The 22,579-nt window shown below is 67.8% G+C and carries 19 protein-coding genes and 1 pseudogene; 11 read left to right on the top strand and 9 right to left on the bottom strand.

What is annotated here, in order from left to right; genetic code table 11:
* Window positions 1–140: 140 nt before the first annotated feature.
* The 3 genes from ACW173_RS12140 (at window position 141) to ACW173_RS12130 (ending at window position 3,432) form a co-directional block, all read left to right on the top strand.
* A complete protein-coding gene (locus ACW173_RS12140) occupies window positions 141–1,034 on the top strand; it encodes an EamA family transporter (RefSeq protein ID WP_492085675.1) in 894 nt (297 codons plus the stop codon).
* A 180-nt stretch (window positions 1,035–1,214) separates the two neighbouring features.
* On the top strand, window positions 1,215–2,354 hold the full coding sequence (locus tag ACW173_RS12135; RefSeq protein WP_492085673.1) for an epoxide hydrolase family protein: 1,140 nt from the start codon (window positions 1,215–1,217) through the stop codon (window positions 2,352–2,354).
* 22 nt (window positions 2,355–2,376) lie between these two features.
* On the top strand, window positions 2,377–3,432 hold the full coding sequence (locus ACW173_RS12130; protein ID WP_492085671.1) for a threonine aldolase family protein: 1,056 nt from the start codon (window positions 2,377–2,379) through the stop codon (window positions 3,430–3,432).
* Here ACW173_RS12130 and ACW173_RS12125 read toward each other — a convergent pair.
* From ACW173_RS12125 to ACW173_RS12110, 4 genes are all read right to left on the bottom strand, one after another.
* A complete protein-coding gene (locus ACW173_RS12125; protein WP_492085669.1) occupies window positions 3,429–5,630 on the bottom strand; it encodes a putative bifunctional diguanylate cyclase/phosphodiesterase in 2,202 nt (733 codons plus the stop codon). The genes ACW173_RS12130 and ACW173_RS12125 overlap by 4 nt on opposite strands.
* A gap of 159 nt (window positions 5,631–5,789) precedes the next feature.
* The gene (locus ACW173_RS12120) at window positions 5,790–6,425 is read right to left on the bottom strand and encodes a carboxymuconolactone decarboxylase family protein (RefSeq protein ID WP_492085667.1); all 636 of its coding nucleotides are present in this window, start codon (window positions 6,423–6,425) and stop codon (window positions 5,790–5,792) included.
* On the bottom strand, window positions 6,425–6,949 hold the full coding sequence (locus tag ACW173_RS12115; RefSeq protein WP_492085666.1) for a VOC family protein: 525 nt from the start codon (window positions 6,947–6,949) through the stop codon (window positions 6,425–6,427). Before ACW173_RS12115 ends, ACW173_RS12120 begins: the two co-directional genes overlap by 1 nt.
* Window positions 6,950–7,084: 135 nt before the next feature.
* Entirely contained in the window at window positions 7,085–7,441 is a 357-nt protein-coding gene (locus tag ACW173_RS12110; protein ID WP_492085664.1) for a phage holin family protein, read from the bottom strand.
* Between the two features lie 107 nt (window positions 7,442–7,548).
* On the opposite strand from ACW173_RS12110, the gene ACW173_RS12105 reads away from it, so the two are divergent.
* The 4 genes from ACW173_RS12105 to ACW173_RS12090 all read left to right on the top strand — a co-directional run bounded on the left by ACW173_RS12105 (window position 7,549) and on the right by ACW173_RS12090 (window position 11,954).
* On the top strand, window positions 7,549–7,653 hold the full coding sequence (locus ACW173_RS12105) for a hypothetical protein (protein ID WP_492085662.1): 105 nt from the start codon (window positions 7,549–7,551) through the stop codon (window positions 7,651–7,653).
* Window positions 7,650–8,546 (top strand): RNA polymerase sigma factor RpoH, encoded by an 897-nt coding sequence (gene rpoH / locus ACW173_RS12100; RefSeq protein WP_492085983.1) that lies wholly within the window; start codon window positions 7,650–7,652, stop codon window positions 8,544–8,546. Before ACW173_RS12105 ends, rpoH begins: the two co-directional genes overlap by 4 nt.
* Before the next feature lie 131 nt (window positions 8,547–8,677).
* Window positions 8,678–9,415 (top strand): alpha/beta fold hydrolase, encoded by a 738-nt coding sequence (locus tag ACW173_RS12095; protein ID WP_492085661.1) that lies wholly within the window; start codon window positions 8,678–8,680, stop codon window positions 9,413–9,415.
* Between the two features lie 250 nt (window positions 9,416–9,665).
* Window positions 9,666–11,954, top strand: coding sequence for a TonB-dependent receptor plug domain-containing protein (locus ACW173_RS12090; protein WP_492085659.1), 2,289 nt, complete (start codon window positions 9,666–9,668; stop codon window positions 11,952–11,954).
* 176 nt (window positions 11,955–12,130) lie between these two features.
* Here the strand turns inward: ACW173_RS12090 and ACW173_RS12085 are convergent, their stop codons facing one another.
* From ACW173_RS12085 to ACW173_RS12065, 5 genes are all read right to left on the bottom strand, one after another.
* A complete protein-coding gene (locus tag ACW173_RS12085) occupies window positions 12,131–12,877 on the bottom strand; it encodes a response regulator (RefSeq protein WP_492085982.1) in 747 nt (248 codons plus the stop codon).
* Between the two features lie 184 nt (window positions 12,878–13,061).
* Window positions 13,062–14,210, bottom strand: a complete 1,149-nt coding sequence (locus tag ACW173_RS12080; RefSeq protein ID WP_492085657.1) for a hypothetical protein — start codon at window positions 14,208–14,210, stop codon at window positions 13,062–13,064.
* Between the two features lie 129 nt (window positions 14,211–14,339).
* On the bottom strand, window positions 14,340–16,001 hold the full coding sequence (locus ACW173_RS12075; protein ID WP_492085655.1) for an ATP-binding protein: 1,662 nt from the start codon (window positions 15,999–16,001) through the stop codon (window positions 14,340–14,342).
* A gap of 216 nt (window positions 16,002–16,217) precedes the next feature.
* The gene (locus tag ACW173_RS12070; RefSeq protein WP_492085653.1) at window positions 16,218–17,504 is read right to left on the bottom strand and encodes an adenylosuccinate synthase; all 1,287 of its coding nucleotides are present in this window, start codon (window positions 17,502–17,504) and stop codon (window positions 16,218–16,220) included.
* A gap of 123 nt (window positions 17,505–17,627) precedes the next feature.
* A complete protein-coding gene (locus tag ACW173_RS12065) occupies window positions 17,628–18,236 on the bottom strand; it encodes an acyloxyacyl hydrolase (RefSeq protein ID WP_492085652.1) in 609 nt (202 codons plus the stop codon).
* A 146-nt stretch (window positions 18,237–18,382) separates the two neighbouring features.
* On the opposite strand from ACW173_RS12065, the gene ACW173_RS12060 reads away from it, so the two are divergent.
* The 4 genes and pseudogenes from ACW173_RS12060 (at window position 18,383) to ACW173_RS12045 (ending at window position 22,424) form a co-directional block, all read left to right on the top strand.
* Entirely contained in the window at window positions 18,383–19,360 is a 978-nt protein-coding gene (locus ACW173_RS12060; protein ID WP_492085650.1) for a threonine ammonia-lyase, read from the top strand.
* A 48-nt stretch (window positions 19,361–19,408) separates the two neighbouring features.
* A pseudogene (locus tag ACW173_RS12055) lies at window positions 19,409–19,491 on the top strand (hypothetical protein); the annotation flags it as partial.
* Between the two features lie 9 nt (window positions 19,492–19,500).
* A complete protein-coding gene (locus tag ACW173_RS12050; RefSeq protein WP_492085981.1) occupies window positions 19,501–20,709 on the top strand; it encodes an alanine racemase in 1,209 nt (402 codons plus the stop codon).
* A gap of 38 nt (window positions 20,710–20,747) precedes the next feature.
* Window positions 20,748–22,424, top strand: coding sequence for a M28 family metallopeptidase (locus tag ACW173_RS12045; protein ID WP_492085648.1), 1,677 nt, complete (start codon window positions 20,748–20,750; stop codon window positions 22,422–22,424).
* The last annotated feature ends 155 nt before the right edge of the window (window positions 22,425–22,579 follow it).

Genomic DNA, 22,579 nt, shown 5'->3' with positions numbered 1-22,579 from the left:
CCCCAGCCGACCGAGGGCGCCTAAGCCCAACCTGTCTAAGCCCCCTGTCTAAGGCCATTGTCACTGGGACAATGTTTCCGTTGCGAGGCCGGTCACGAGGGCGCAATCCCAAGCCAGTCCAGCTTGCGATTGGAACCGCCATGACCACCACGCCCCTGCCCTTGCGCCATTTCCTGCTGGCCCTGGCCGTGGTGGCGGTGTGGGGGACGAACTTCGTGGTCATCCGCATCGGCCTGGACCACCTGCCGCCGCTGCTGTTCGCCACCCTGCGCTTCTGCCTGGTGCTGCTGCCGATGGCCTTCTTCGTGAAGCGCCCGCCGGTGTCGTGGAAGAACCTGGCGGCCTATGGCGTGCTGATCGGCGCGGGACAGTTTGGCCTGCTGTTCGTGGCCATGAAGGGCCACATCTCGCCGGGCCTGGCCTCGCTGGTCGTGCAGACCCAGGTGTTCTTCACCATCGGCATGGCCATGCGGATCAGCAAGGAGCGGGTGCGGGGCTTTCAGATCGCCGCCCTGCTGCTGGCCGCCTCGGGCATCGTGTTGATCGCCGCGCATGGCGGCGGTTCGGCGACGCCGCTGGGCGTGCTTCTGGTGCTGCTGGCGGCGGCCAGCTGGTCGGGCGGCAACATCGTCGCGCGCCAGGCCGGCCCGGTGAACATGCTGGGCTATGTCGTCTGGGCCAGCCTGTTCTCGATCCCGCCCTTGTTCCTGATGTCGCTGTGGCTGGAAGGCTGGCCGGCCATCGTCAAGGGCGTGACCGGCGCGGGCCTCTCGACCTGGCTGGCGGTCGCCTGGCAGGCCGTGGGCAACACCATGTTCGGCTACGCCGCCTGGGGCTGGCTGCTGGCGCGCCACCCGGCCGCCACGGTGACCCCGATGGCCCTGCTGGTGCCGGTGTTTGGCATGGGCGCCTCGGCGCTGCTGCTGGGCGAGGGTTTGCCGGGCTGGAAACTGGCGGCGGCGGCCCTGGTGCTGACCGGTCTGGCGGTGAACATGCTGTGGCCCAAGGTGCGGGCGCGGTTCGCGGTGGCTTGACGTCATTCTGCTCCCCTTCTGGGGGAGCTGTCGCGGAGCGACTGAGGGGGCAGCTCCGCATAGGCCGAGCTGGCCCCCTCCGACCCTCCGGGCCACCTCCCCCAGAAGGGGAGGAGAGTCTTCTTGACCTCCCCGGCGTCACCCGCCTGACGCTCACCTCAAACAAAGGGAGGGCCTGCCATGATCACGCCGTTCGAGGTGAACTGGAGCCGCGAGCAGATCGACAAGGTCCTCGCCCAGGTCCGCGCCTATGAGTTCCCGCCGGCGCCGGAGGGCGGCGGCTGGACCTACGGATGTGACGCGGACTTTTTGAGGGACCTCCGCGGCTACTGGACCGACGGGTTCGATGTCGACGCGGCCCAGGCCAACCTCAACCGCTTCCCGCAGTTCACGGTCCGGATCGAGGATCTCGACATCCACTTCGTCCACGTCGTCGGTGAAGCGCGAGGCAAGCGGCCGCTGCTGATCAGCCACGGCTGGCCGGGATCGCATTTCGAGTTCTGGGACGCGATCGAGCCCCTGGCCTTCCCGTCGCGCCACGGCGGTGATCCGGCCGATGCGTTCGACCTGGTGATCCCGTCTCTGCCGGGCTTCGGGTTCTCGGGAAAGCCCAAACGGCCGCTGGGCCAGCGCGCCACCGCCCGGATCTTCGACACACTGATGACCCGCGAGCTCGGCTACGACACCTATCTCGCCCAGGGCGGCGATTGGGGCGGGCTGGTCACCTCATGGCTGGGCCTGGACCACGCCGCGCACGTCAGGGCCATCCACCTGAACATGATCGGCCTGCGCCCCCATGGCCAACCCCGGACGCCCGAGGAGATCGCCTGGATCACCGGCTTCGGCGCCCAGATGGACGCCTACGGCGCCTATTTCCGCCTGCAAGCGAGCAAGCCGCAGTCGGTGGCCTGGCTGGGCGCCAACAACCCCGTCGGCCAGGCCGCCTGGATCCTGGAGCGCTTCCACGACTGGGCCGACCTGTCGATCAAGCCTTTCGAGCAGGTGTTCACGCGCGACCAGCTGCTGACCAACCTGATGCTGTATGTCATGACCGGCGGCTTCACGACTGGCGCCTGGTACTACCGCGCCCTGCTGGAGGAAGGCGGCCCCGTCCTCGCCGAAGGCCAGCGCTGCGAGACGCCGACCGCCTTCGCCAACTTCCCCGGCGAGAGCATCTACAAGCCGCCGCCCCGCTCGTGGGCCGATCGCGCCTACAACATCACCCGCTGGACCGACCAGCCGCGCGGCGGCCATTTCGCGGCGATGGAGGAACCGGGGCTGTTCGTGGAGGATGTCCGGGCCTGGGCGCGGGACGTCTAGACGGCCAAGGCTCGGCCATGGCATGCCCGGCGCGGTTCCCCGCAGGAGTACGCCGTCCATGGCCCGCTACGATTTCGCGTCCGACAACGTCGCCGGCGCCATGCCCGAAGTCATGGAGGCCCTGCTCGCCGCCAACGCCGGGACGGCCTCGGGCTATGGGACCGACCACGTCAGCAAGGCCGCCGCCGACCGTATCCGCGGCCTCCTGGACGCCGACGCCGAGGTGCGGTTCACGGCCTCGGGCACGGCGGCCAACGCCTTCGCCCTGACCCTGTTGGCCGCCCCGCACGAGGCGGTTCTGGCTCACGAGCACGCTCACATCCGCACCGACGAAACGGGCGCCCCCGGCTTCTTCGGCCAAGGCGTCGGCCTGATCGGCCTGCCCGGGGCCTCGGGCAAGATCGAGCTTTCGGCGCTGGAGGCGGCCCTGGCGCGGCCCGAGGTGTCGTACAACCAGCCGGCCAACGCCCTGTCGCTGACCACCGCCACCGAATACGGCACGGTCTATTCGGAAGACCATCTGCGGTCGCTGATCGCGCCGGTGAAGGCCAAGGGCCATGGCGTCCACCTGGACGGCGCGCGCCTGGCCAACGCCGTGGCCGCCGGCTTCGACTTGAAGAGCGTCGCGAAGATGGGCGTCGACATCCTGGTCATGGGCGGAACCAAGGCCGGCTCGACCCCGACCGAGGCCGTGGTGTTCCTCGACCCCGACCACGCCCGTCGCCTGGATGCGCGGCTGAAACACGCCGGCCAGCTGGTCAGCAAGGGCCGTTTCCTGGCCGCCCCGTGGCTGGGCCTGCTGGGCGAGGATGGCGGGGCTGGTCCTTGGGCCGCTCGCGCCGCCCACGCCAACGCCATGGCCCAGAAACTGGCCGCCCTGATGCCGTTCGACATCAAGCACCCCGTCGAGGCCAATGGCGTCTTCGTCGAGATGGACGAACCCACCCTGGAACGCCTGCGCGGCGAGGGCTGGTTCGTCTACCGCTTCTTGGACGGCACGGTGCGCTTCATGTGCTCCTGGGCCACCACGCCCGAAATGGTCGAGGACCTGGGCGCGGCGCTGAAGCGGGTGGCTTAAGACGCCGCCGCCCGCGCGCCCTGGCGAGCCCTTGGCGCGGGCTCTTCCTTCTGCGCGAAGGTGATCACCGGCGCGGCTTCGGCCGCGGCCGAGGTTTCGGTGATGCCTAGCAGCCGCGCGATCTCGCTGGCCGGGGCTGGGCGGCTGATGAAGTAGCCCTGGATCTCGGCGCAGCCCTGGCCGCGCAGGGCGTTCAGCTGTTCCAGGGTCTCGACGCCCTCGGCCGTGGTGACGATGCCCATGGACGAGCCCAGGTCCAGCACGGCCTTGATGATCGCCATGGCGTCGCTGTCGTCCAGGATGTCGCGGACGAAGGTCTGGTCGATCTTGATCTTGTCGAACGGGAAGCTGCGCAGATAGCTCAGCGAACTATAGCCCGTGCCGAAGTCGTCCATCGAGATGCGCACGCCCAGCGCCTTCAGGTCGTGCAGCATCGACATGTTGGCGACGCTGTCCTGCAGCAGCACCGACTCGGTGATCTCCAGCTCCAGGCGCTGGGCGGCCAGGCCCGAAGTGGCCAGGGCCGAGACGACGGTGCGCACCAGGCCCCGGTCGCGGAACTGGGCCGGCGACAGGTTCACCGCCAGTCGCACGTGATCGGGCCACTTGGCGGCCTCGGCGCAGGCCGTGCGCAGCACCCATTCGCCCAGCTGGACGATCAGGCCGATCTCCTCGGCCAGCGGGATGAAGTCGGCCGGAGAGACCATGCCCCGCTCGGGATGGCGCCAGCGCAGCAGGGCCTCGCAGCCCGTCACCTGCTCGACGCCGAGGTTGTAGAGCGGCTGGTAGAACAGTTCGAACTCGCCCGCCGTCAGGGCCCGGCGCAGGTCCAGCTCAAGGGCCCGGCGCGCCTGCAGCTGCTCGTCCATCGCGCGTTCGAAGAAGTGGAAGGCGCCGCGGCCGTCGGCCTTGGCGCGGTACAGGGCCATGTCGGCCTTCTTCAGCAGCTCGTCGGCGTCCTCGCCGTCGGAGGGGGCGGCCGAGACGCCGACGCTGGCCCCAATCACCACCTGGTGACCTTGCAGGTCGAACGGAGCGGCCATGGCCTCGACGATGCGGCCGGCCAGGCGGGTGGCGCCGCCCATGTCCTTGAGACCGGTCTGGACCACGGCGAATTCGTCGCCGCCCAGTCGGGCCACGGTGTCGCCCTCGCGCACGCAGCCGCGCAGACGCTCGGCGGCCTCGCGCAGCAGGGCGTCGCCCAGCGGGTGGCCCAAGGTGTCGTTGACGGTCTTGAAGCGGTCCAGGTCGATGAAGTGCACGGCCAGCTGGTCGCCCTTGCGCGCCCGGCGGGCCAGGGCCTCGGACAGGTGCTTCTGGAACAGCACGCGGTTGGGCAGCTCGGTCAGCGGATCGTAGTGGGCCAGGCGCGCGATCTGGGCCTCGGCCCGCTTGCGCTCGGCGATGTCCTCGGAGACGCCCAACAGATACTCAGGCACGCCATCGGCGTTGCAGAGGGCCAGCTTCTTGGTGCGAAGAATGGCCATGCCGCCGTCCTTGCGCGGCACGTGGTCTTCCTCGATCACGCGGACCTCGCCGGACTCCAGCACCTCGCGGTCACGCTCGACATAGAGGGCGGCCAGTTCGGGATCGTGGATGTCGCCGTCGGTCTTGCCGATCACCTCGGCGCGCGACATGCCCAGCGTCTTCTCGCCGGCGCGGTTCAGCAGCACGTAGCGGTGATCGTCGGCGCGCTTGACGAACACCATCGAGGGCATGGCCTCGACGATGGCGGTCATGAAGGTCTGGGCGCGCTCGACATCGGCCTTGGCGGCGGCCAGGGCCTCGACGCCCCGGCGGTTGGTCTCGTTGGCGGCCTGCAAGAGGCCCAGCACGGTGCCCACGCCCAGATATCGGCCGCCCTCGGTGACGATGAAGCCGCGCAGCAGGTCCGAGGCGCGATACGACAGGCTGTCGCTGGTGAAGGCCGCCAGCTCGGTGTCGGCGTCGACGACGAGCGGCTCGCGGTCCATCAAGGTCGAGATCGGACGGTTGGCGTACAGGGCGCGGCCGTACTCGGCGGCCATGCGCAGGAAGAAGGCGTTGCGCTCGACGATGCCGATCGGCCGATCGTCGGCGTCCAGCACGGGCACGATCAGGGTGTCGGGCTCCTCGCGGAACCGCTCATATAGCGATTTGCCGAGATCGTCCTGGCGCGCCGGCGCCAGCGAAGAAACGGTGTCCCGCAAGGTGAACATGGTACGCCTCCACTTACGGGATGGCAGGGACCATTTCCTGACTAACGAGGCGCTAATAGCTCCGCTTGGAACGCCTCATTTCGCCAAAACTTCATGACGCTGTCACAGTGTTTGCGAGGCTATTTACTGTTCTTATCTACTTTTAATGGAACCCTGGACCTAGCGCCCGGGATCCATGAAGTCTCTGGCCTTGAAATCCTCCGGCGCGGCGACCTCGATCACGGCCTCCTCGCGGTCGTCGAACTCGGTGCGCAGAGCCCGGCTCATCACCGCGTGCATCTCGTAGAGACAGGTGATGTAGGTCAGCTCCAGGATCTGCTCGTCGGTGAGGAAGGCCTTCAGCGCCGCGAACACCCCGTCCGCGATACGGCCGCCCTCCAGCACCAGGCCGTCGGCATAGGCCAGCACGGCCCGCTCGTGGGCGTCGAAGACCTCGGAGATCGACCAGGACGGCACGGCGGCGATCTTGGCCTCGGACACGCCCAGGCCGCGCAGCGACTTGCAGTGCTGGGAGAACACGAATTGGCTGCCCCGCGTCCAGCCGGCCCGGGTCTGGGCCAGCTCGCGCAGCACCGGGTCGATCTTGCGGGCCGGGTCACGGTAGAGCGCGAAACCCTGGGCGGCGTGGCGCAGCACGTCGGGGCTGCCCGCGAAGACCGTCCACCAGTCGCCGCGCGTGCCGGTGGCCGTGCCGGGTTCGGCGACGGGATCGCGGTCTCCGAACAGCAGGTCGTAGAGCTTCAGCGTGCCCTTGTCGGCGACCTCGTCGCGAGGGACCTCGCGCAGACGCGGCATCAGGCGTCGGCCATTGACGAGGCCGGCGCGTGCCTGACGTCTTCCGGCCCGAAGTCGCGGGTGAAAGCGGCCAGCTCCATCATGATCCCGTTCGGATCGGTGAAGTAGACCGAACGGACGAAGACGCCGGGATGCGGCTCGCGCGCCACGCCCATCTCGCTGTCGTCATGATTGACCACCATCGGGAAGGCCGGTACGCCCGCGGCCCGCAGACGCTCCAGGCAGGCTTCCAGGTCGGCCTCATCGACGGTGAAGGCCACGTGGTTCATCGAGCCAACGGCGGTCTTGGAGTCGGCCGGGAAGCTCTTCACCGAGGCGATTCCAGGCGCGGCCGGCGGCGTTTCCGGCCACCAGAAGAAGGCCAGGCACGCGCCGCCCCCGCAGTCGAAGAAGAAATGCTGGCCACCGTCCGGCAGGGCCACGGTCTTCACGAGGGGCATCCGCAGCACCTCGGTGTAGAACTTCACCGTCTGGGCCATGTCGCGGCAGACCAGAGCCAGGTGATTGACGCCGGTGATCTTCATCTCGGCTTCCTCCCGGAGACCGAGGTTACGCGAGTTGTGCGAAGACGCCAGATTGCCCCTGCGTACCCCACCTTAATCCCAAACCCCGTCATCCCGCGCATAAAGCGCGGGATGACGGCGGAGAGGCTGGAGGGCCTACTCTTCCCGCTTCGCATCCCCCAGCAGCACCTGGCCGACCCAGCTGACGATGCCGGTCACGATGGCCGCCTGGACGCCCGGCCACAGGCCGGCGACCGCCAGGCCATCCAGGAACCAGGCCACGAGGCCGATCATCGCCGCGTTCACGACCAGCAGGAACAGACCCAGCGTGATCACGGTCAGGGGGAAGGTCAGGACCGTCACCACCGGACGGACGATGGCGTTGACGATCCCCAGCAGGAAGCCGGCGATCAGCAAGGTGGTGAAGCCGTCGGCGGTGACGCCGGGGATGATCCGGGCCGACAGCCATAGGCCAGCGGCGGCGATCAGGATGCGAAGGACGAAACGGATCATATGGCGCGACTCCCGTCGATTTCGGCGAAGATTGGCCCAGCCGCGCGCCGCGATCAAACTGATGCCTGATTTGTACAATATCCCAGCTGTGAACTCGGACATTACAAATGCGTTACCACTCTTCAAACCGCCGCTTCGCGAACTATCTAGTCCTTCGTGTGGGGGATGATCGCGCGCGATTGGCGAGCGGATCCGCACGCAAGGGGATATAAGAAAGATGGCCGTGAATTCTCTATCGGTGATGTCGCCGGACGGCGGCTTGTCGCGCTATCTCACCGAGATCCGCAAGTTCCCGATGCTGCCCAAGGACGAGGAGTTCATGCTCGCCCAGCGCTGGAAAGAGCATCAGGACTCCGAAGCCGCCCACAAGATGGTGACGTCGCACCTGCGTCTCGTGGCCAAGATCGCCATGGGTTATCGCGGCTACGGCCTGCCGATCGGCGAGGTGATCTCCGAAGGCAATGTCGGCCTGATGCAGGCCGTCAAGAAGTTCGAGCCCGACAAGGGCTTCCGCCTGGCGACCTACGCCATGTGGTGGATCCGCGCCTCGATCCAGGAGTACATCCTGCGCTCGTGGTCGCTGGTGAAGATGGGCACGACCGCCGCGCAGAAGAAGCTGTTCTTCAACCTGCGCAAGGCCAAGAGCCAGATCGCCGCCTTCCAGGAAGGCGACCTGCATCCTGACCAGGTCAGCGCCATCGCCACCAAGCTGGGCGTGCTGGACAGCGAGGTCATCTCGATGAACCGCCGCCTGTCGGGCCCGGACGCCTCGCTGAACGCGCCGCTGCGCGCGGACGGCGAAAGCGAGTGGCAGGACTGGCTGGCCGACGACGACCAGGTGTCGCAAGAGACCGTCGTCGCCGAGAACGAGGAGAAGTCGCTGCGGATGTCGCTTCTGGAAGAGGCGATGGTCGAGCTGACCGACCGCGAGCGTCATATCCTGACCGAGCGCCGCCTGAAGGACGACCCGACCACCCTGGAAGAACTGGCCGCCCAGTACGGCGTCAGCCGCGAACGCGTCCGCCAGATCGAGGTCCGCGCGTTCGAGAAACTGCAGAAGACCATGCGCGAGGCGGCGATCGCCAAGAACATGGTGGATGCGTAAGAACCACGCTCACTGGCGTGAGACGGAAGGGGCGCTCTTCGGGGCGCCCTTTTTCGTTTTCCCCTTTCCCGTTTCCCATCAACCGTCATTCCCGCCCTTGCGGCGCGAATGACGGATTTTTTTATGGTGCTATGAGCTTCGTGATGACCGACGCCACCGCTCCCCTCCCCCAGCTGATCCTGCTCCCCGGCCTGCTCAACGACGCCGAGCTGTGGCGCGACCAGATCAGCGGGCTTTCCGACGTCGCCCGCGTCTGGGTTCCCGACCTCGCCCCCTACGCCACCTTGCGCGAGATGGCCCAGAGCGTGCTGGAAAAGGCCGAACCGACCTTCGCCCTGGCCGGGTTCTCGATGGGCGGCTACGTGGCCCAGGAGATCGCGCGGCTCGCGCCGCGGCGCATCGAGCGCCTGGCCCTCCTGGACACCTCGATCCGCGTCGACACCCCCCAGCGCGCCGCCCAGCGCAAGGCGCTGAACAAGGCCGCCGCCAAAGGCGGGACGTTCTTGGGGATCGGCCAGGCGATCATGAAGTCCTATATCGACGCCTCGCGACTCTCGGACACCGACCTGACCACCCGCATCGTCGACATGACCCAGCGCCTGGGCCGTGAGGTCTTCCTGCGCCAGAATACCCTGGAGCGCGAGGATGGCGAGGCGGCGTTGCGGGCCTTGCGTGTCCCTTTGGTCATCATCGTCGGAGAAAACGACCAGATCACGCCCGCGCCCGCCCATCGCGAGATGGCCGAGGCGATCGGCTGCTCGCACCTGGTGGTGATCCCCGACACCGGCCACATGACGCCGATGGAAGCCCCCGGCCCGGTCAACGGAGCGCTTCGTCACTGGCTACAAAGACCTGCCGGAACGCGCTGATCCGCCGATAATGGCCATGCTTCAGCCCCATTGGACGCGAAGTATAACCGTGACGCACTGGCGACCTTCGCCGCTGATTTGACGCCACCCAAAGTAATATCCGCATTACTTGGAGCCGCGTTTCAAAAAACTGCAACAAAACCGTCAAACAAACATCACTGGTCCCTAAGGACCGTGAAATCTATCCCCTGCCCCGCATACGCGAACGCGCGCCTGCTCAAAAAGAGCGCGCCAACACAGGGGATATTTCATGCGGAAGACCATGCTCTTCGCGCTGGCGGCGCTCGCGCCGTTGGCGCTGGCCTCGGTCGCCACGGCGGCGCCAGATGACGCGCCGATGGCCACCGTCGACGAACCCACCCTGGCCTCGGCCGTCGTCGTCCAGGCCAAGATCGCCTATCGCAACCGCAGCGAGTCGACCACGCCGGTCCTCGACTACGGCCTCGACTACTTCCAGCGCTTCGAGCCGCTGACCGTCGGCGACGCCCTGAAGCGCGTGCCCAGCGTCTCGTTCCTGTCGGACGTTCTGGAGTCGGACGGCGTGCGCCTGCGCGGCCTGGATCCGGCCTACACCCAGATCCTGATCAACGGCGAAAAGGTCCCGGGCTCGGGCTCGTCGTCGGGTTCGTTCGGCAACGGCGCCGACCAGTCGTTCTTCGTCGACCGCATCCCGGCCGAACTGATCGACCACATCGAGATCGTGCGCAGCAGCTCGGCCAACCGCAGCGGCGACGCCGTCGCCGGCGCCCTGAACATCGTCCTGCGTGACGCCCTGGCCCTGGACGGCGGCTATGTCCGCGCCGGCGCCCTGATGTTCGACGACAAGCGCATCCGCGGCGCCTTCGGCGGCGTGTGGGGCGGTCAGGTCGGCCCGGGCCGCCTGCTGATCGGCGCCAACACCCAAGGCCGCCGCAACCCCAAGCAAAAGCTCAGCCTGCGTTATGACGAGCCCGGCGCGGCCCTGAACAACAACGAAATCCAGACCGACACCCGCAACGGCACGGACAGCTCGTTCAACATCGCCTACGACGTGCCGGTCGGCCCCGGTCAGCTGTCGATGAACGGCTTTTACGTCCACACCGACCGCTACCAGGACGAAGACTCGATCGAGTACAACACCGGCAATAACACCAACGCCAATCTCTCGACGATCAACAACAACGACGTCGACATCCAGCAGGACAGCTACTCGCTGAACGGCAAGTACAAGTTCCCGATGGCCGGCGGCACGACGACCGTGAAGCTGGGCTACGCGGCGTTCAAGGCCGATGAATACGAGTTCGAGTACGAGACCGAATATCTGCGCGACTCGACCCCGTTCCCGGACGGCGACCGTTTCACCGGCGACCGCGCCAAGACCCGCGTCAGCGACGACGAAGCCTCGGCCAAGCTGGAGCACAAGCGCGACCTGACCGAGAACACCGAGCTGGAGTTCGGCGTCCAGTACGAAAGCAAGCGCCGCGACAACCGCGTCAGCGAAGTGCCGCGCAACCGCTACAACCTGCCGGCCGCCACGCCGCCGGCCTACAAGCCCTTCGACATCACCGGCAAGGCCCGCCTGGAGCAGACCCGCCTCGACCCGTACGTGATGCTGTCGGGCCGCTCGAACGGCTTCAAGTGGGAAGCCGGCCTGCGCTACGAGACCACCGACGTCACGGTCGATGACTTCGTGCTGCGTGAAGAGACCAAGAAGAAATACGAGGTCCTGCTGCCCTCGGCCTCGGTCCGTTACAACCTGACCAACACCGACCAGGTCTATGCCGCCGTGGCCCGCACCGTGCGCCGCCCCAGCTTCCAGCACCTGTCGCCGGTGCTGCTGGAAGAGGAACTGGGCAGCAACGACTTCGTCGGCGACCCGAACCTGGATCCGGAAAAGGCCTGGGGCCTGGACGTCGGCTACGAGCGTCGCATGGGTCGTGACGGCGTCTTCGGCGTCAACGTCTTCTATCGCGACATCAAGGATCTGCTCGAGATCTACAACACCAACGTTCGCGGCTCGGCCGATGATCCGCCGGACGACATCGCCTGGGTCTTCTCGGCCCGCAACACCGGCGACGGCAAGGTGTACGGCGTCGAGTTCGATCTCTCGACCCCGCTGTCGTTCATCGGCATGGACAACACCGGCGTGTTCCTGAACTACTCGTACCTCGACAGCGAGGTCAGCGACGAGTTCGGCAAGCGCCGGTTCAACAGCCAGGCCGAGTCGGTGTTCAACATCGGCTTCATCCAGGACATCCCGACCTTCGCCGCCTCTTTCGGCATGACCTATCGCAAGCAGGGCGAGGCCTACAGCCGCGTCGTCGGCGAAGAGGTCACGACCACCTATGGCGCCGACCTGGAAGCCTTCATCGAAAAGCGGATCGGCAAGAACACCGTGATCCGCCTGACCGGTTCGAACCTGCTGGACGCCAACAAGAAAGAGACGTTCAACAAGTTCACCACCCTCGCCAGCCAGCAGACCCGCGACTTCGACGAGTATGAACTGGAGCGCGAAAAGGCCGGCCCGGTGTTCCAGTTGACCGCCCGCATGGCGTTCTAAGGAACCTCGGGGTCCTGAATACGGAGAAGGCGGCGTCCGCGAGGGCGCCGCCTTTTTTACCGCTCCCCCGCTGGGGGAGCTGTCGCGTAGCGACCGAAGGGCATCGCCGGCCTATGCCGAGCTACCCCCTCCGGCCCTCTGGGCCACCTTGCCCAGCGGGGGAGGAGAAGTTCAGACTAGGCCGCCCGGCCCGTGTCTTCGCCCGACATGAAGCCCATCAGGGCATCGATGCGCTTGACCAGTTCGGCGCGGCCGCCGGCGCCGGACGTTTCCGCGGTCATGAAAGAACCCAGGGCCTCGGCGGCCTGGATCAGGCGGGCGTCCTTGACGGCCTCGCCCACCCGCTTGAGCTCCAGGGCTTGAGCAGCCAGGGCGCGGCGGGCCTGGGTCGGATCGCTGTCCAGGGCCGTGGCGGCGGATTTGACGATGCGCAGGGCCTGGGACAGGCGCGCGGCGGGCGTGCCGGCCGCGTCGGCCTTGCGCTTGCGCGGCCCCTTGTAGTCGGCCGAGTTGAAGCGGCGGCGGTCGGGCCCGACATAGGCCACGGCCTCGATCCAGTCGCGTGGCTTCAGGGCCACCGCCTCGAGGCGGCGCTCCAGATCGCCCAGATTGAACGGCTTGCGCATGAACTCGTGCACGCCGGCGTCACGGGCGCCGAAGATGGCCTCGGCGGTGGCTTCGGCCGTGCACATGATCACCGGCGCCTCGCGGCACAGCAGATCGCTGCGGCGAATCTTGCGGGTGAAAGCCAGGCCGTCGACGCCATTCTGGGCATGCTCGACGAAGATCAATTGTGGGTCGGTGGCCCGCGCCATGGCGTAGCCCTTCTCCGCCGACGGCGCGGCGAAGATCTGCACCCCGCCCAACGGACGCAGGTGTTCGGCAAGCAGGCGCGCGGTCGCGGGGTTGGGGTCTACGACCATCACCCGTTGCACCTTGGCGGCGACGCGCTGGATTGTGCGGACGTTCCCGTCGAACACGGACTCGCGGCTCCTCGAAACTAGACCCCGATCTGTAGTCCCAGAATGTAAAAATCCGCTTATTGCGCGAAGAGAGTCGACCGCGTCGTTTTGTCAGAGGTCGCGACCGCTTTCTGACGCGCCTGCCCTAGGCGGGTAGCGGCACCGACAGGCCGGCTTCGAAATCCATGAAGATATCGATGGCCTCGTCGATATGGGCGGTGATCGCCTCGCCTTCGGGGAAGCGATAGCGCCAGAAGCTGGAGATGTGCGAGATCACGCCAACCCGTTCGCCCAGGCTGAGGAACAGTTCGGGCGCGCGCAGCAGGAAGTCGCGGAATTGTTGCGGTCGGCCATTGTCGACCAGGCTGTCGAAGGCGTCGTCATAGACCTTGAGCGTGCGCAGGATGGCGCTGCGCTCGACCATCACCCCGCCCTGCAGGCGTTTGCGGGCGTCTTCCAGGTAGCGGCTGGTCTCGACGTCGCTCTGGCCGGTGACCACGATGCGGCCGATCTCGTTGCTGACGTCGGTCAGCTTGGGCCACAGCTTGGTCAGCATCCACTTGTAATAGAGGAAGCCCTTCCAGCTGAAGACGCCCTCCTTGAAGCTCTCGCCTTCCATGACCAGGGTGTCGCGCAGGGGCTCCAGGCGCTCGTCGACATCGGTCGCCAGCAGGGCCTCGACCAGCCGCGCGGCGTGGGCCCGGCCCAGTCCCCCGACGTCGCGATAGGCCAGCTCGATCAGCTTGGCGATCTCCATGGTCACGAAGCCCTGCATGCCGTCGTAGTCGGCCGGCGACAGGGCGAAATAGCAGTTGGCCACGTTCAGGCCATGGCGGCGCAGGTGCTCGCGCAGCAGGAACGGGTCCAGCGACGGCAGCATGTCCATGCCGCGCAGGGTCGTCAGGTCGCGGTTCATGTCGCCCGAGGCGTTGCAGGCCTCGACCAGCACCTCGGTCCAGCCGCGCTGGCCCACGAACACCGACTGACCGCCCAGGCCGAGGTCGCGACGGTCGAACGGGATGATGATCTTGGTCGCGGTCGGCCGCGCCTCGTCGAACAGGTAGATGTCGTCGTTGCGCAGGCGGTGCTTGATGATCAGCGCGGTGTTCAGGATCTTGTTCTTGAACAGCGGGTGCTGGGCGTATTCCGGCCGGTGGCCGCTCTCGGCCTCGATGGCGATCAGGTTCAGCACGCGGCTGGTCGAGGCCGTGCGCTCCAGGGCGCGCAGGCTGCGCATCACCCGGTCGGCCTTGTTGACCGGCTTCAGCTTGCGACGACGCGCGAGTGCGGACACGGAACCCCCTTGCTTGGCGGGGTTCCTATAAGGCGCCGCCTGCTAACAAACGCTGACCGACCCGCGTTCAACCGTTTGCACGCAACCAAAAGTGGGGGATCAGCGCGGCCGCGATCGCCCGCGCCACGGCTAAGCGACCGCCAGGCGGACCGCCGGCGCGGGTCCGCGCAGCGCGGCCACCGTCATCAGCAGGCCGGCGGGCTGGATCGGCTTGGGGTGGGCGTCGTCGAAGCCTTGGGCCAGCAGGCGCTCGGCGTCGCCGGCCATGGCGTCGGCGGTCAGGGCCACCACGGGCAGGTCGACGCGGCCGGCCTCGCCCGACCGGATGCGTCGCACGGCCTCACCGCCGTCCATGCCGGGCATGTGGACGTCCATCAGCACGACGTCGAAGTCCTCGATGCGCAGGCGGGCCAGGGCCGTGTGGCCGTCGTCGGCCGTGGCCACGACGGCGCCGGCCGCTTCCAGGATGGCGCGGGCGACGGTCTGGTTGATGGCGTTGTCGTCGACCACCAGCACCCGCGCGCCGGTCAGGTCCAGGGTCTCGGCGGCGTCGTCGGCGTTGGCCGCGGCCACGGCTTCCGGGAGGGGCAGGCGCGCGGTGAAGGTCGAGCCCTGGCCGGGCGCGCTTTCGACGCCGATCTCGCCGCTCATCATGTCGACCAGCTGGCGACAGATGGCCAGGCCCAGACCGGTGCCGCCGAACCGGCGCGCGATGGTGCGGTCGCCTTGCGCGAACGGCGTGAACAGTCGCGCCTGCTGCTCGTCGTTCATGCCGACGCCAGTGTCGGAAACCGACAGGGCGACACCCTCGCCCAGGGGCGTGATACTTACGGTCACGCGGCCAGCCTCCGTGAATTTCAGGGCGTTGGACACCAGGTTCATCAGCACCTGGCGCACGCGGGCGGCGTCGCCCGACAGCCATTCCGGCGTAACCGGATCGATGTCCAAGACGAGCTCCACGCCCTTGAGCCGCGCGGTCTCGCTCCAGACCAGGCGGGTCTGGGCGGCCAGCTTGCGGATGTCGAACGGCGCGATCTCCAGCTCCAGCTTGCCGGCCTCGATCTTGGACAGGTCGAGGATGTCGTTGAGGATGGTCATCAGGCCGTGGCCCGACTGTTCGATCATCTCCAGATACTCGGCCTGGCGCGCATCCAGCTTGGCGCCGCGCAGGGCGTAGGCCAGGCCGAGGATGCCGTTCATCGGCGTGCGCAGTTCGTGGCTCATCATCGCCAGGAAGGCCGACTTCGCGCGGCTGGCCTCCAGGGCCTCGTCCTGGGCCCGTTCCAGCGCCTGGGAGGTGCGGCGCATCACCCGCACCGCGTCGACGGCGTAACCGACCAGGCCGGCGATCGTCACCAGGGCCACGGCCTTGTCCCAGCCGTTGAAGCGCGGGGCCATCAGCGGGGTCACGGTGAGAGCGACGAACGGCGCCGGCAGGATGGCCAGCATCGCGCCCCAGCTGATGGTGGAATACTTCAGGCCTTCGACCACCAGGCCGAACAGGATCATCACCGCCGCGAACTTCATCGATAGCGGGCCGTTCACGGCGGCCCAGCCGGCCATCACCGACCAGGCCAGGGTGTAGGCGGCCGGCGGTCCCAGGCGGATGAACAGCGACGTGCGTCCGCTCTCGCGCGGCTTGAAGCTGAACTGCAGATAGACCAGCCAGGCCTCGAGCAGCAGGTTGATCCCCGCCCACAGCAGGGCGGGCCCGGGTCCGAAGTGGAAGGCCAGCAGCCCGCCGACCAGGGTCGTCACGGCCAGGCGCGCGACGCGGCTGCGCCGGCTCATGATGAGCGACGCGCCTTCGCGTCCGTCGTCGAGGATGTCTCGGAGAGCCAAAACGCTCCTCCCGCAGCTTTGCTTGGAGCGTGGCGGACGCCGAAACCGGCTTCCACTTTCGGCTGCCACGCTCTCAAGGTGCGGGAGGTTAGGTCAACATAGTTCACCAAGCGTTTACCGTGCGACCGCCTGTCTCACCTTTTGGTCATTAGCCTTGGCCAGGCCTCACCCTTGGAAAGGGTCGCGCATGAGAATGGTGTCGTCCCGCTCGGGGCTGGTCGACAGCAGGGCGACCGGCGCGCCGATCAGTTCCTCCACCCGGCGCACATACTTGATGGCGTTGGCGTTGAGGTCCTTGAACGAGCGGGCGCCGGCGGTGCTTTCGGTCCAGCCGGCGATCTCCTCGTAGACCGGCGTGGCGGCGGCCTGGTCGCGCAGGCCGGCCGGCAGGTAGTCCACGATCTTGTCGCCGATCTTGTAGCCGACGCAGATCTTCAGGGTCTCCAGGCCGTCCAACACGTCCAGCTTGGTCAGGGCCACGCCGTGGATGCCGTTGATGGCCACCGACTGGCGCACCAGCACCGAGTCGAACCAGCCGCAGCGGCGGGCGCGACCGGTGTTGACGCCGACCTCGCGGCCCACGGTCGACAGGTGCTTGCCCACGTCATCGAACAGCTCGGCCGGGAACGGGCCTTCGCCCACGCGGGTGGTGTAGGCCTTGACGATGCCCAGCACGAAGCCGGTCGCCGACGGGCCCATGCCCGAGCCGGCCGAGGCCTGGCCCGCCGCCGTATTGGAAGAGGTCACGAAGGGGTAAGTGCCGTGGTCGACGTCCAGCAGCGAGCCTTGCGCGCCCTCGAACAGGATGCGGCGGCCGGCCTTGTGGGCCTGGTCCAGCACCCGCCAGGCCGGCTGGGCGTAGGGCAGGATGCGCGGAGCCAGCGCCATCAGGGCGTCGAATAGCTCTTCCGCGCTCGCTTCCGGCAGGTTCAGGCCGCGACGCAGGGCGCCGTGGTGGCTGAGCAGGCGCTCGATCTTCGGCTTCAGGGCTTCCGGATCGGCCAGGTCGGCGACACGGATGGCGCGGCGGCCGACCTTGTCCTCGTAGGCCGGGCCGATGCCACGGCCGGTGGTGCCGATCTTCTGGGTCGAGGCGGCCTCGCGGGCCTGGTCCAGGTCGCGGTGCAGCGGCAGGATCAGGCAGGCGTTGTCGGCCAGGATCAGCAGCTCGGGGGTGATGTTGACGCCCTGGTCGGCGATCTTGTCGATCTCGCCCAGCAGGTGCCACGGGTCGACCACGACGCCGTTGCCGATCACCGACAGCTTGCCCTGGACGACGCCCGACGGCAGCAGGGCCAGCTTGTAGACCTTGCCGTCCACGACCAGCGTATGGCCGGCGTTGTGCCCGCCCTGGAAGCGCACGACGACATCGGCTCGGTTGCTGAGCCAGTCGACGATCTTGCCCTTGCCTTCATCGCCCCACTGGGCGCCGACGACGGTCACATTGGCCATGGTAGAGATATGCCTTGTCACCTGCCCGGTGACGTCACGCGGCCCTTCGACAGGACTCGGCCGCGGACGTTTAGTCAGTTGTGGGCGGCGCCGCGTGGATCGTCAAATCGACCCTTCGCGAAGTCAGAAGGCGTAAACCAGCCGAACCCCCGCGTCGTCAAGCCCCTGGTTCTTCCCCTGGTGGAAGATCTGGCCGTTCGACAGGTGGGTGTAGCTGAGTTCCACCGACACCTTGTCGCTGACCTGGTAGCCCAACGCCAGCTCCGGCTCGAACAGCACTTTCGAGCCGAAATCGATGCGGTGATAATAGAGATAGGTGCGGCGATCCCGCTCGGCCTGGGTCAGACCGGGGGCGTTGGCGGGCGGCAGGCCGGCCTTGCCGTCGGTATAGGCCAGGCCGATGCCGGGGCGGAAATAGAAGCCGCCGGGCTGGCCCAGCTCGATCTTCCAGTCAAAGCCGGCGGCCACGAAGTTGGAGGTGTTCTTGCTGTTGATCGACACCATGGCGTGGACCTGCGGCTTGCCCAGCCAGCGCAGGTTTTCCAGCCGATTGGTGCGATAGCCCAGGTGGACGTCGAAACCGTCCTCGCGGCCCGCGGCCCCCAGGCCGACGGCGTTGCCGATGAAGGTCACGTCGTGCTTGTAGACACCGACAAAAGCTTCACCGGCGCACGCGGGCGCGGCGACGGCCAGCGTGGCGGCGGCCACGGCGGCGAACATGGCGGTCTTCATCGAGTCGTCCTGAAAAGTCAGCCCAGCCCTATATGGAGCGAACGGCGAAGGTCGCAAAGGGTTTCGGTCGGTGGTCTTTGAACGGTTTTGCCCCGATGTGGCCACGGCGCTTCAAAAGCGCGATCGCAACCCCTAAACCTGGGGGCATGACCATCGCCCTCGCCGATATCCAAGCCGCCGCCGGACGCCTCAAGGGCTTGGCGGTCGAGACCCCGCTGATCGAAAGTCCGGCGCTGAACGAACGCCTGGGCGGGCGTGTCTTCCTGAAGCCCGAGACCCTGCAGCGGGCCGGAGCCTTCAAGTTCCGCGGCGCCTATAACCGGCTCAGCCAGCTGACGGACGCCGAGAAGGCGCGCGGCGTCGTGGCCTTCTCGTCCGGCAACCACGCCCAGGGCGTGGCCCTGGCCGCCAAGCTGCTTGAGATCCCCGCCCTGATCGTCATGCCGACCGACGCGCCGAGCGTGAAGGTCGAGGCGACCAAGGGCTTCGGGGCCGAGATCCGCTTCTACGACCGCTTCACCGAGGACCGCGTCGCCATCGCCGACCAGATCGCCGCCGAGCGCGGCTGCACGGTCGTGCCATCCTATGACGACCCGCGCATCATCGCGGGCCAGGGCACGCTGGGGATCGAGATCATCGAGCAGGCGCGCGGCCTTGGCGTCGAGCTGGACCGCGTGCTCAGCCCCGTCGGCGGCGGCGGACTGATCGCCGGGACCTCGACGGCGGTGAAGGGTCTCTCGAAGTCCACGGAAGTCTGGGGCGCCGAGCCCGCCGGCTTCGACGAGACCCGTCGCTCGCTGGAAAGCGGCCAGCGCGAGACCATCGACAAGGACGCCCGCTCGATCTGCGACGCCCTGCTGACGCCCGTGCCAGGGGAGCTGACCTGGCCGATCAATTCGAAAACGCTGTCGGGGATCGTGGCGGTGACCGACGCCGAGGTGGCCGAGGCGATGCGGTATGCGTTCTCGGTGCTGAAACTGGTGGTCGAGCCGGGCGGCTGCGTGGCGCTGACGGCGGCGCTGACGGGCAAGGTCGACCTGAAGGGCAAGACGGCGGCGATCGTGCTGTCGGGCGGCAACGTGGATCCGGGGTTGTTCGCGCGGGTGCTGCGGGGCGAGATCTAACCCTCGCTCACCAACGGGCCGTCATCCCGCGCTTTATGCGCGGGACCCATGGTTCAGCTGGCACGTGAGCGCTAGCCTGGCTCCGCACCTGCCGCGGACAAATGGGTCCCGCGCATAAAGCGCGGGATGACGGGGTTGGCATGGGGACGAGTGAGATGAACTTTCCAAGCGCGGCACACCTCCCCCAGACGCCGCTCCTCGTCGTCGACCGCGCGGCCCTGACCCGCAACCTCGCCCGCATGCAGGCCCTGTGCGACGCCGCTGGCGTGCGCCTGCGCGCTCAGGGCAAGACCCACAAGTGCTCGACGCTCGGCCGCCTGATCATCGAGGGCGGCGCAATCGGCCTTTGCTGCCAGACGGTTGGCGAGGCCGAGGCCTATGTCGCCGGCGGGATCAAGGACGTGCTGGTCACGGCGCCCATCCCGCCCTGGGGCCCCGCGCGCCTGGCGGCCCTGGCCCGCGCCGGCGCCAAGATCGGCGCGGTCGCCGACGACGAGGGCCAGATCGACCGGCTGTCCGACGCGGCCGTCGCGGCCGGGACCATGCTCGACCTGGTCGTCGACCTCGACCTCGGCACCCACCGCGCCGGCGCCTATCCCAAGGACGCCCTGCGCCTGGCCCGCGCCGCCGACGCCTCGCCGGGCCTGCGGTTCGCGGGGATCCAGGCCTATCTGGGCCACTTGCAGCACATGGACGACCTGGCCCTGCGTCAGAGCGCCGACGAGGCCGCCTTCGCCACGCTGAAAGGCGTGGTCGCCGAACTGACCGCCGCCGGCCTGCCGCCGCCCGTGGTGACCGGCGGCGGCACCGGCACCCACGCCTTCGACCTGGCCTCGGGCGTCTATACCGAGCTGCAGGCCGGCTCCTACGCGGTGATGGACGTCGAGTACGACGCCTGCGGCGCGCCGGGCGGCGGCGGATGGACCTTCGAGCCGGCGCTGTTCGTGGCCGCCACCGTGGTCTCAGGCAACCACAAGAGCCACGTCACGGTCGACGCCGGCTTCAAGGCCATGTCGATGGACGGCCCGCCGGCCCGCGTGGTGGCCGGCGCCGCGCCGGGCTCTCTCTGGCGGCCGATGGGCGACGAGCACGGCATGATCGCCCACCCGGCGATGATCGACGTCCTGAAGGCCGGCGGCCGCGATCCCCTGGGCTTCGACCGCGCCGTGGCCGCCGCGGACGCCGATGCCGCCCGCGACTTCCCTTCCGACGCCCCCCGTGTCGGCGACCTCGTCTGGCTGCAGCCGGGCCACTGCGACCCGACCATCAACCTCTATGACGCCTTGCATGTCTGGGACGGCGAAAAGCTGGAGCGCTGGGCGGTGGACGGCCGGCGGGTCTCCCTCTAGGGTCCCGCGCCAAGATTTGCTCCCAAAGAGGGCCGAGGATGAAACGTCTGTTGCTCGCCACCGCCTTGGTCGCCGCGCCCATGCTGGCGCCCCCCTCTTTTGCAAAAGGTTTGGCCGCGGACGCGCCCAAGATCGACCCCGCCAAGCTGTCGGCCCACATCAAGGTGCTGTCGTCCGACGAGTACGAAGGTCGCGGCCCCGGCACGGCCGGCGAGACCAAGGCGGTCGGCTATATCGTCGACCAGATGAAGGCCATCGGCCTGTCGCCCGCCGGCGACGTCCAGAAGGACGGCAGCCGCGCCTGGACCCAGAACGTGCCGCTGGCCAAGTTCGAGATGGCCGGCCCGGTCGCCGCGTCCTTCGCCAAGGACGGCAAGACCCAAGCCCTGGCCCAGGGCGACCAGATCGCTATCCGCGCGGCCATGACCAATGTCGACGCCGTCTCGCTGAAGAACGCCCCGATCGTCTTCGCTGGCTATGGCGTCAAGGCGCCCGAGCGCGATTGGGATGACTTCAAGGGCCTGGACGTGAAGGGCAAGATCCTGGTCGTGCTGATCAACGATCCGGACTTCGAAACGGGGTCCGGCGATTTCGGCGGCAAGGCCATGACCTATTACGGCCGCTGGACCTACAAGTACGAAGAGGCCGCCCGCCTGGGCGCCGCCGGCGTGCTGATCGTCCACGAGACGGCCCCGGCCTCGTACGGCTGGGCCACGGTCAAGAACTCCAACACCAACGTGATGTTCGACATCGTCCGCAAGGAGCCGGCCAAGCAGCACCCAGCGGTCGAGGCCTGGATCCAGCGCGACGTCGCCGTCGACCTGTTCAAGCAAGCCGGTCTCGACTTCGACGCCCTGAAGAAGCAGGCCCAGGGCCGCGACTTCAAGGCGGTGGAACTGAAGGGCGTGACCTTCTCAACCGACTTCAAGGTCAAGCACGAGACGATCATCTCCAAGAACGTCGCCGGCCGCGTGGTGGGCGCGAAGTTCCCGAACGAGACCGTCATCTACAGCGGCCACTGGGACCACCTGGGCGTGGGCGCACCCGACGCCAAGGGCGACAAGATCTATAACGGCGCCGTCGACAACGCCGACGGCATCGCCGGCATCCTCGAACTGGCCCGCGCCTTCAAGAGCCAGCCCGCGCCGCAACGCTCGGTGCTGTTCCTGGCCGTGACCGCCGAGGAGAAGGGCCTGCTGGGCTCGGAATACTATTCCGCCAACCCGCTGTTCCCGACCGCCACCACGGTGGGCGACATCAATATCGACGCCCTGTCGGCGGCCGGTCCGGCCAAGGACGTGACCACCTCGGGCGACGGCAAGGTCGATTTGCAGGACATGCTGGCCGCCAAGGCCAAGGCCCATGGCCGTTACTTCACGCCCGACCCGACGCCTCAGGCCGGCCACTTCTACCGCTCGGACCACTTCCCGTTCGCCAAGCGCGGCGTGCCGGCCATCTCGATCGGCTCGGGCAACGACCTGGTCGTCGGCGGCAAGGAGGCCGGCGAGAAGGCCGAGGCCGACTACACCGAGAACCGCTACCACCAGCCGGCCGACGAGTGGTCGGCGAGCTGGGACCTGTCGGGCCAGGCCATGGACCTGGGCCTCGTCTACGAGATCGGCGCGGACCTGGCCAACAGCCGCGTTTGGCCCCAGTGGCAGGCGGGGTCGGAGTTCAAGGCCCTGCGCGACAAGACGGCCGCGCAGCGTAAGTAACGACCCCTGCCCCGTTTCCCCGGCGAAAGCCGGGGCCCAGATACAGCCTGAGCGGTTGAGGTTTGCTCGCCAGCAGCCTCGCCCCCTCGGCAAGCGCTCGTGGGTTCGATCTGGGCCCCGGCTTTCGCCGGGGAGATCGGACTTGGGGGCTGATG

Source organism: Caulobacter sp. ALps2, from assembly GCF_058681635.1.
Note: the sequence above shows the minus strand (reverse complement) of the source record. Positions and strands in the feature narration are given on the sequence as shown.

What these genes read in the sequence shown, in the direction of transcription:
- ACW173_RS12125 (WP_492085669.1), bottom strand. Translation starts at nt 5,630, where the DNA reads ATGTTCACCTTGCGGGACACCGTTTCTTCGCTGGCGCCGGCGCGCCAG.
- ACW173_RS12140 (WP_492085675.1), top strand. Translation starts at nt 141, where the DNA reads ATGACCACCACGCCCCTGCCCTTGCGCCATTTCCTGCTGGCCCTGGCC.
- ACW173_RS12045 (WP_492085648.1), top strand. Translation starts at nt 20,748, where the DNA reads ATGAAACGTCTGTTGCTCGCCACCGCCTTGGTCGCCGCGCCCATGCTG.
- ACW173_RS12110 (WP_492085664.1), bottom strand. Translation starts at nt 7,441, where the DNA reads ATGATCCGTTTCGTCCTTCGCATCCTGATCGCCGCCGCTGGCCTATGG.
- ACW173_RS12105 (WP_492085662.1), top strand. Translation starts at nt 7,549, where the DNA reads ATGCGTTACCACTCTTCAAACCGCCGCTTCGCGAACTATCTAGTCCTT.
- ACW173_RS12075 (WP_492085655.1), bottom strand. Translation starts at nt 16,001, where the DNA reads ATGAGCCGGCGCAGCCGCGTCGCGCGCCTGGCCGTGACGACCCTGGTC.
- ACW173_RS12095 (WP_492085661.1), top strand. Translation starts at nt 8,678, where the DNA reads ATGAGCTTCGTGATGACCGACGCCACCGCTCCCCTCCCCCAGCTGATC.
- ACW173_RS12120 (WP_492085667.1), bottom strand. Translation starts at nt 6,425, where the DNA reads ATGCCGCGTCTGCGCGAGGTCCCTCGCGACGAGGTCGCCGACAAGGGC.
- ACW173_RS12090 (WP_492085659.1), top strand. Translation starts at nt 9,666, where the DNA reads ATGCGGAAGACCATGCTCTTCGCGCTGGCGGCGCTCGCGCCGTTGGCG.
- ACW173_RS12065 (WP_492085652.1), bottom strand. Translation starts at nt 18,236, where the DNA reads ATGAAGACCGCCATGTTCGCCGCCGTGGCCGCCGCCACGCTGGCCGTC.
- ACW173_RS12135 (WP_492085673.1), top strand. Translation starts at nt 1,215, where the DNA reads ATGATCACGCCGTTCGAGGTGAACTGGAGCCGCGAGCAGATCGACAAG.
- ACW173_RS12060 (WP_492085650.1), top strand. Translation starts at nt 18,383, where the DNA reads ATGACCATCGCCCTCGCCGATATCCAAGCCGCCGCCGGACGCCTCAAG.
- ACW173_RS12115 (WP_492085666.1), bottom strand. Translation starts at nt 6,949, where the DNA reads ATGAAGATCACCGGCGTCAATCACCTGGCTCTGGTCTGCCGCGACATG.
- ACW173_RS12085 (WP_492085982.1), bottom strand. Translation starts at nt 12,877, where the DNA reads ATGGTCGTAGACCCCAACCCCGCGACCGCGCGCCTGCTTGCCGAACAC.
- ACW173_RS12070 (WP_492085653.1), bottom strand. Translation starts at nt 17,504, where the DNA reads ATGGCCAATGTGACCGTCGTCGGCGCCCAGTGGGGCGATGAAGGCAAG.
- ACW173_RS12050 (WP_492085981.1), top strand. Translation starts at nt 19,501, where the DNA reads ATGGGGACGAGTGAGATGAACTTTCCAAGCGCGGCACACCTCCCCCAG.
- ACW173_RS12130 (WP_492085671.1), top strand. Translation starts at nt 2,377, where the DNA reads ATGCCCGGCGCGGTTCCCCGCAGGAGTACGCCGTCCATGGCCCGCTAC.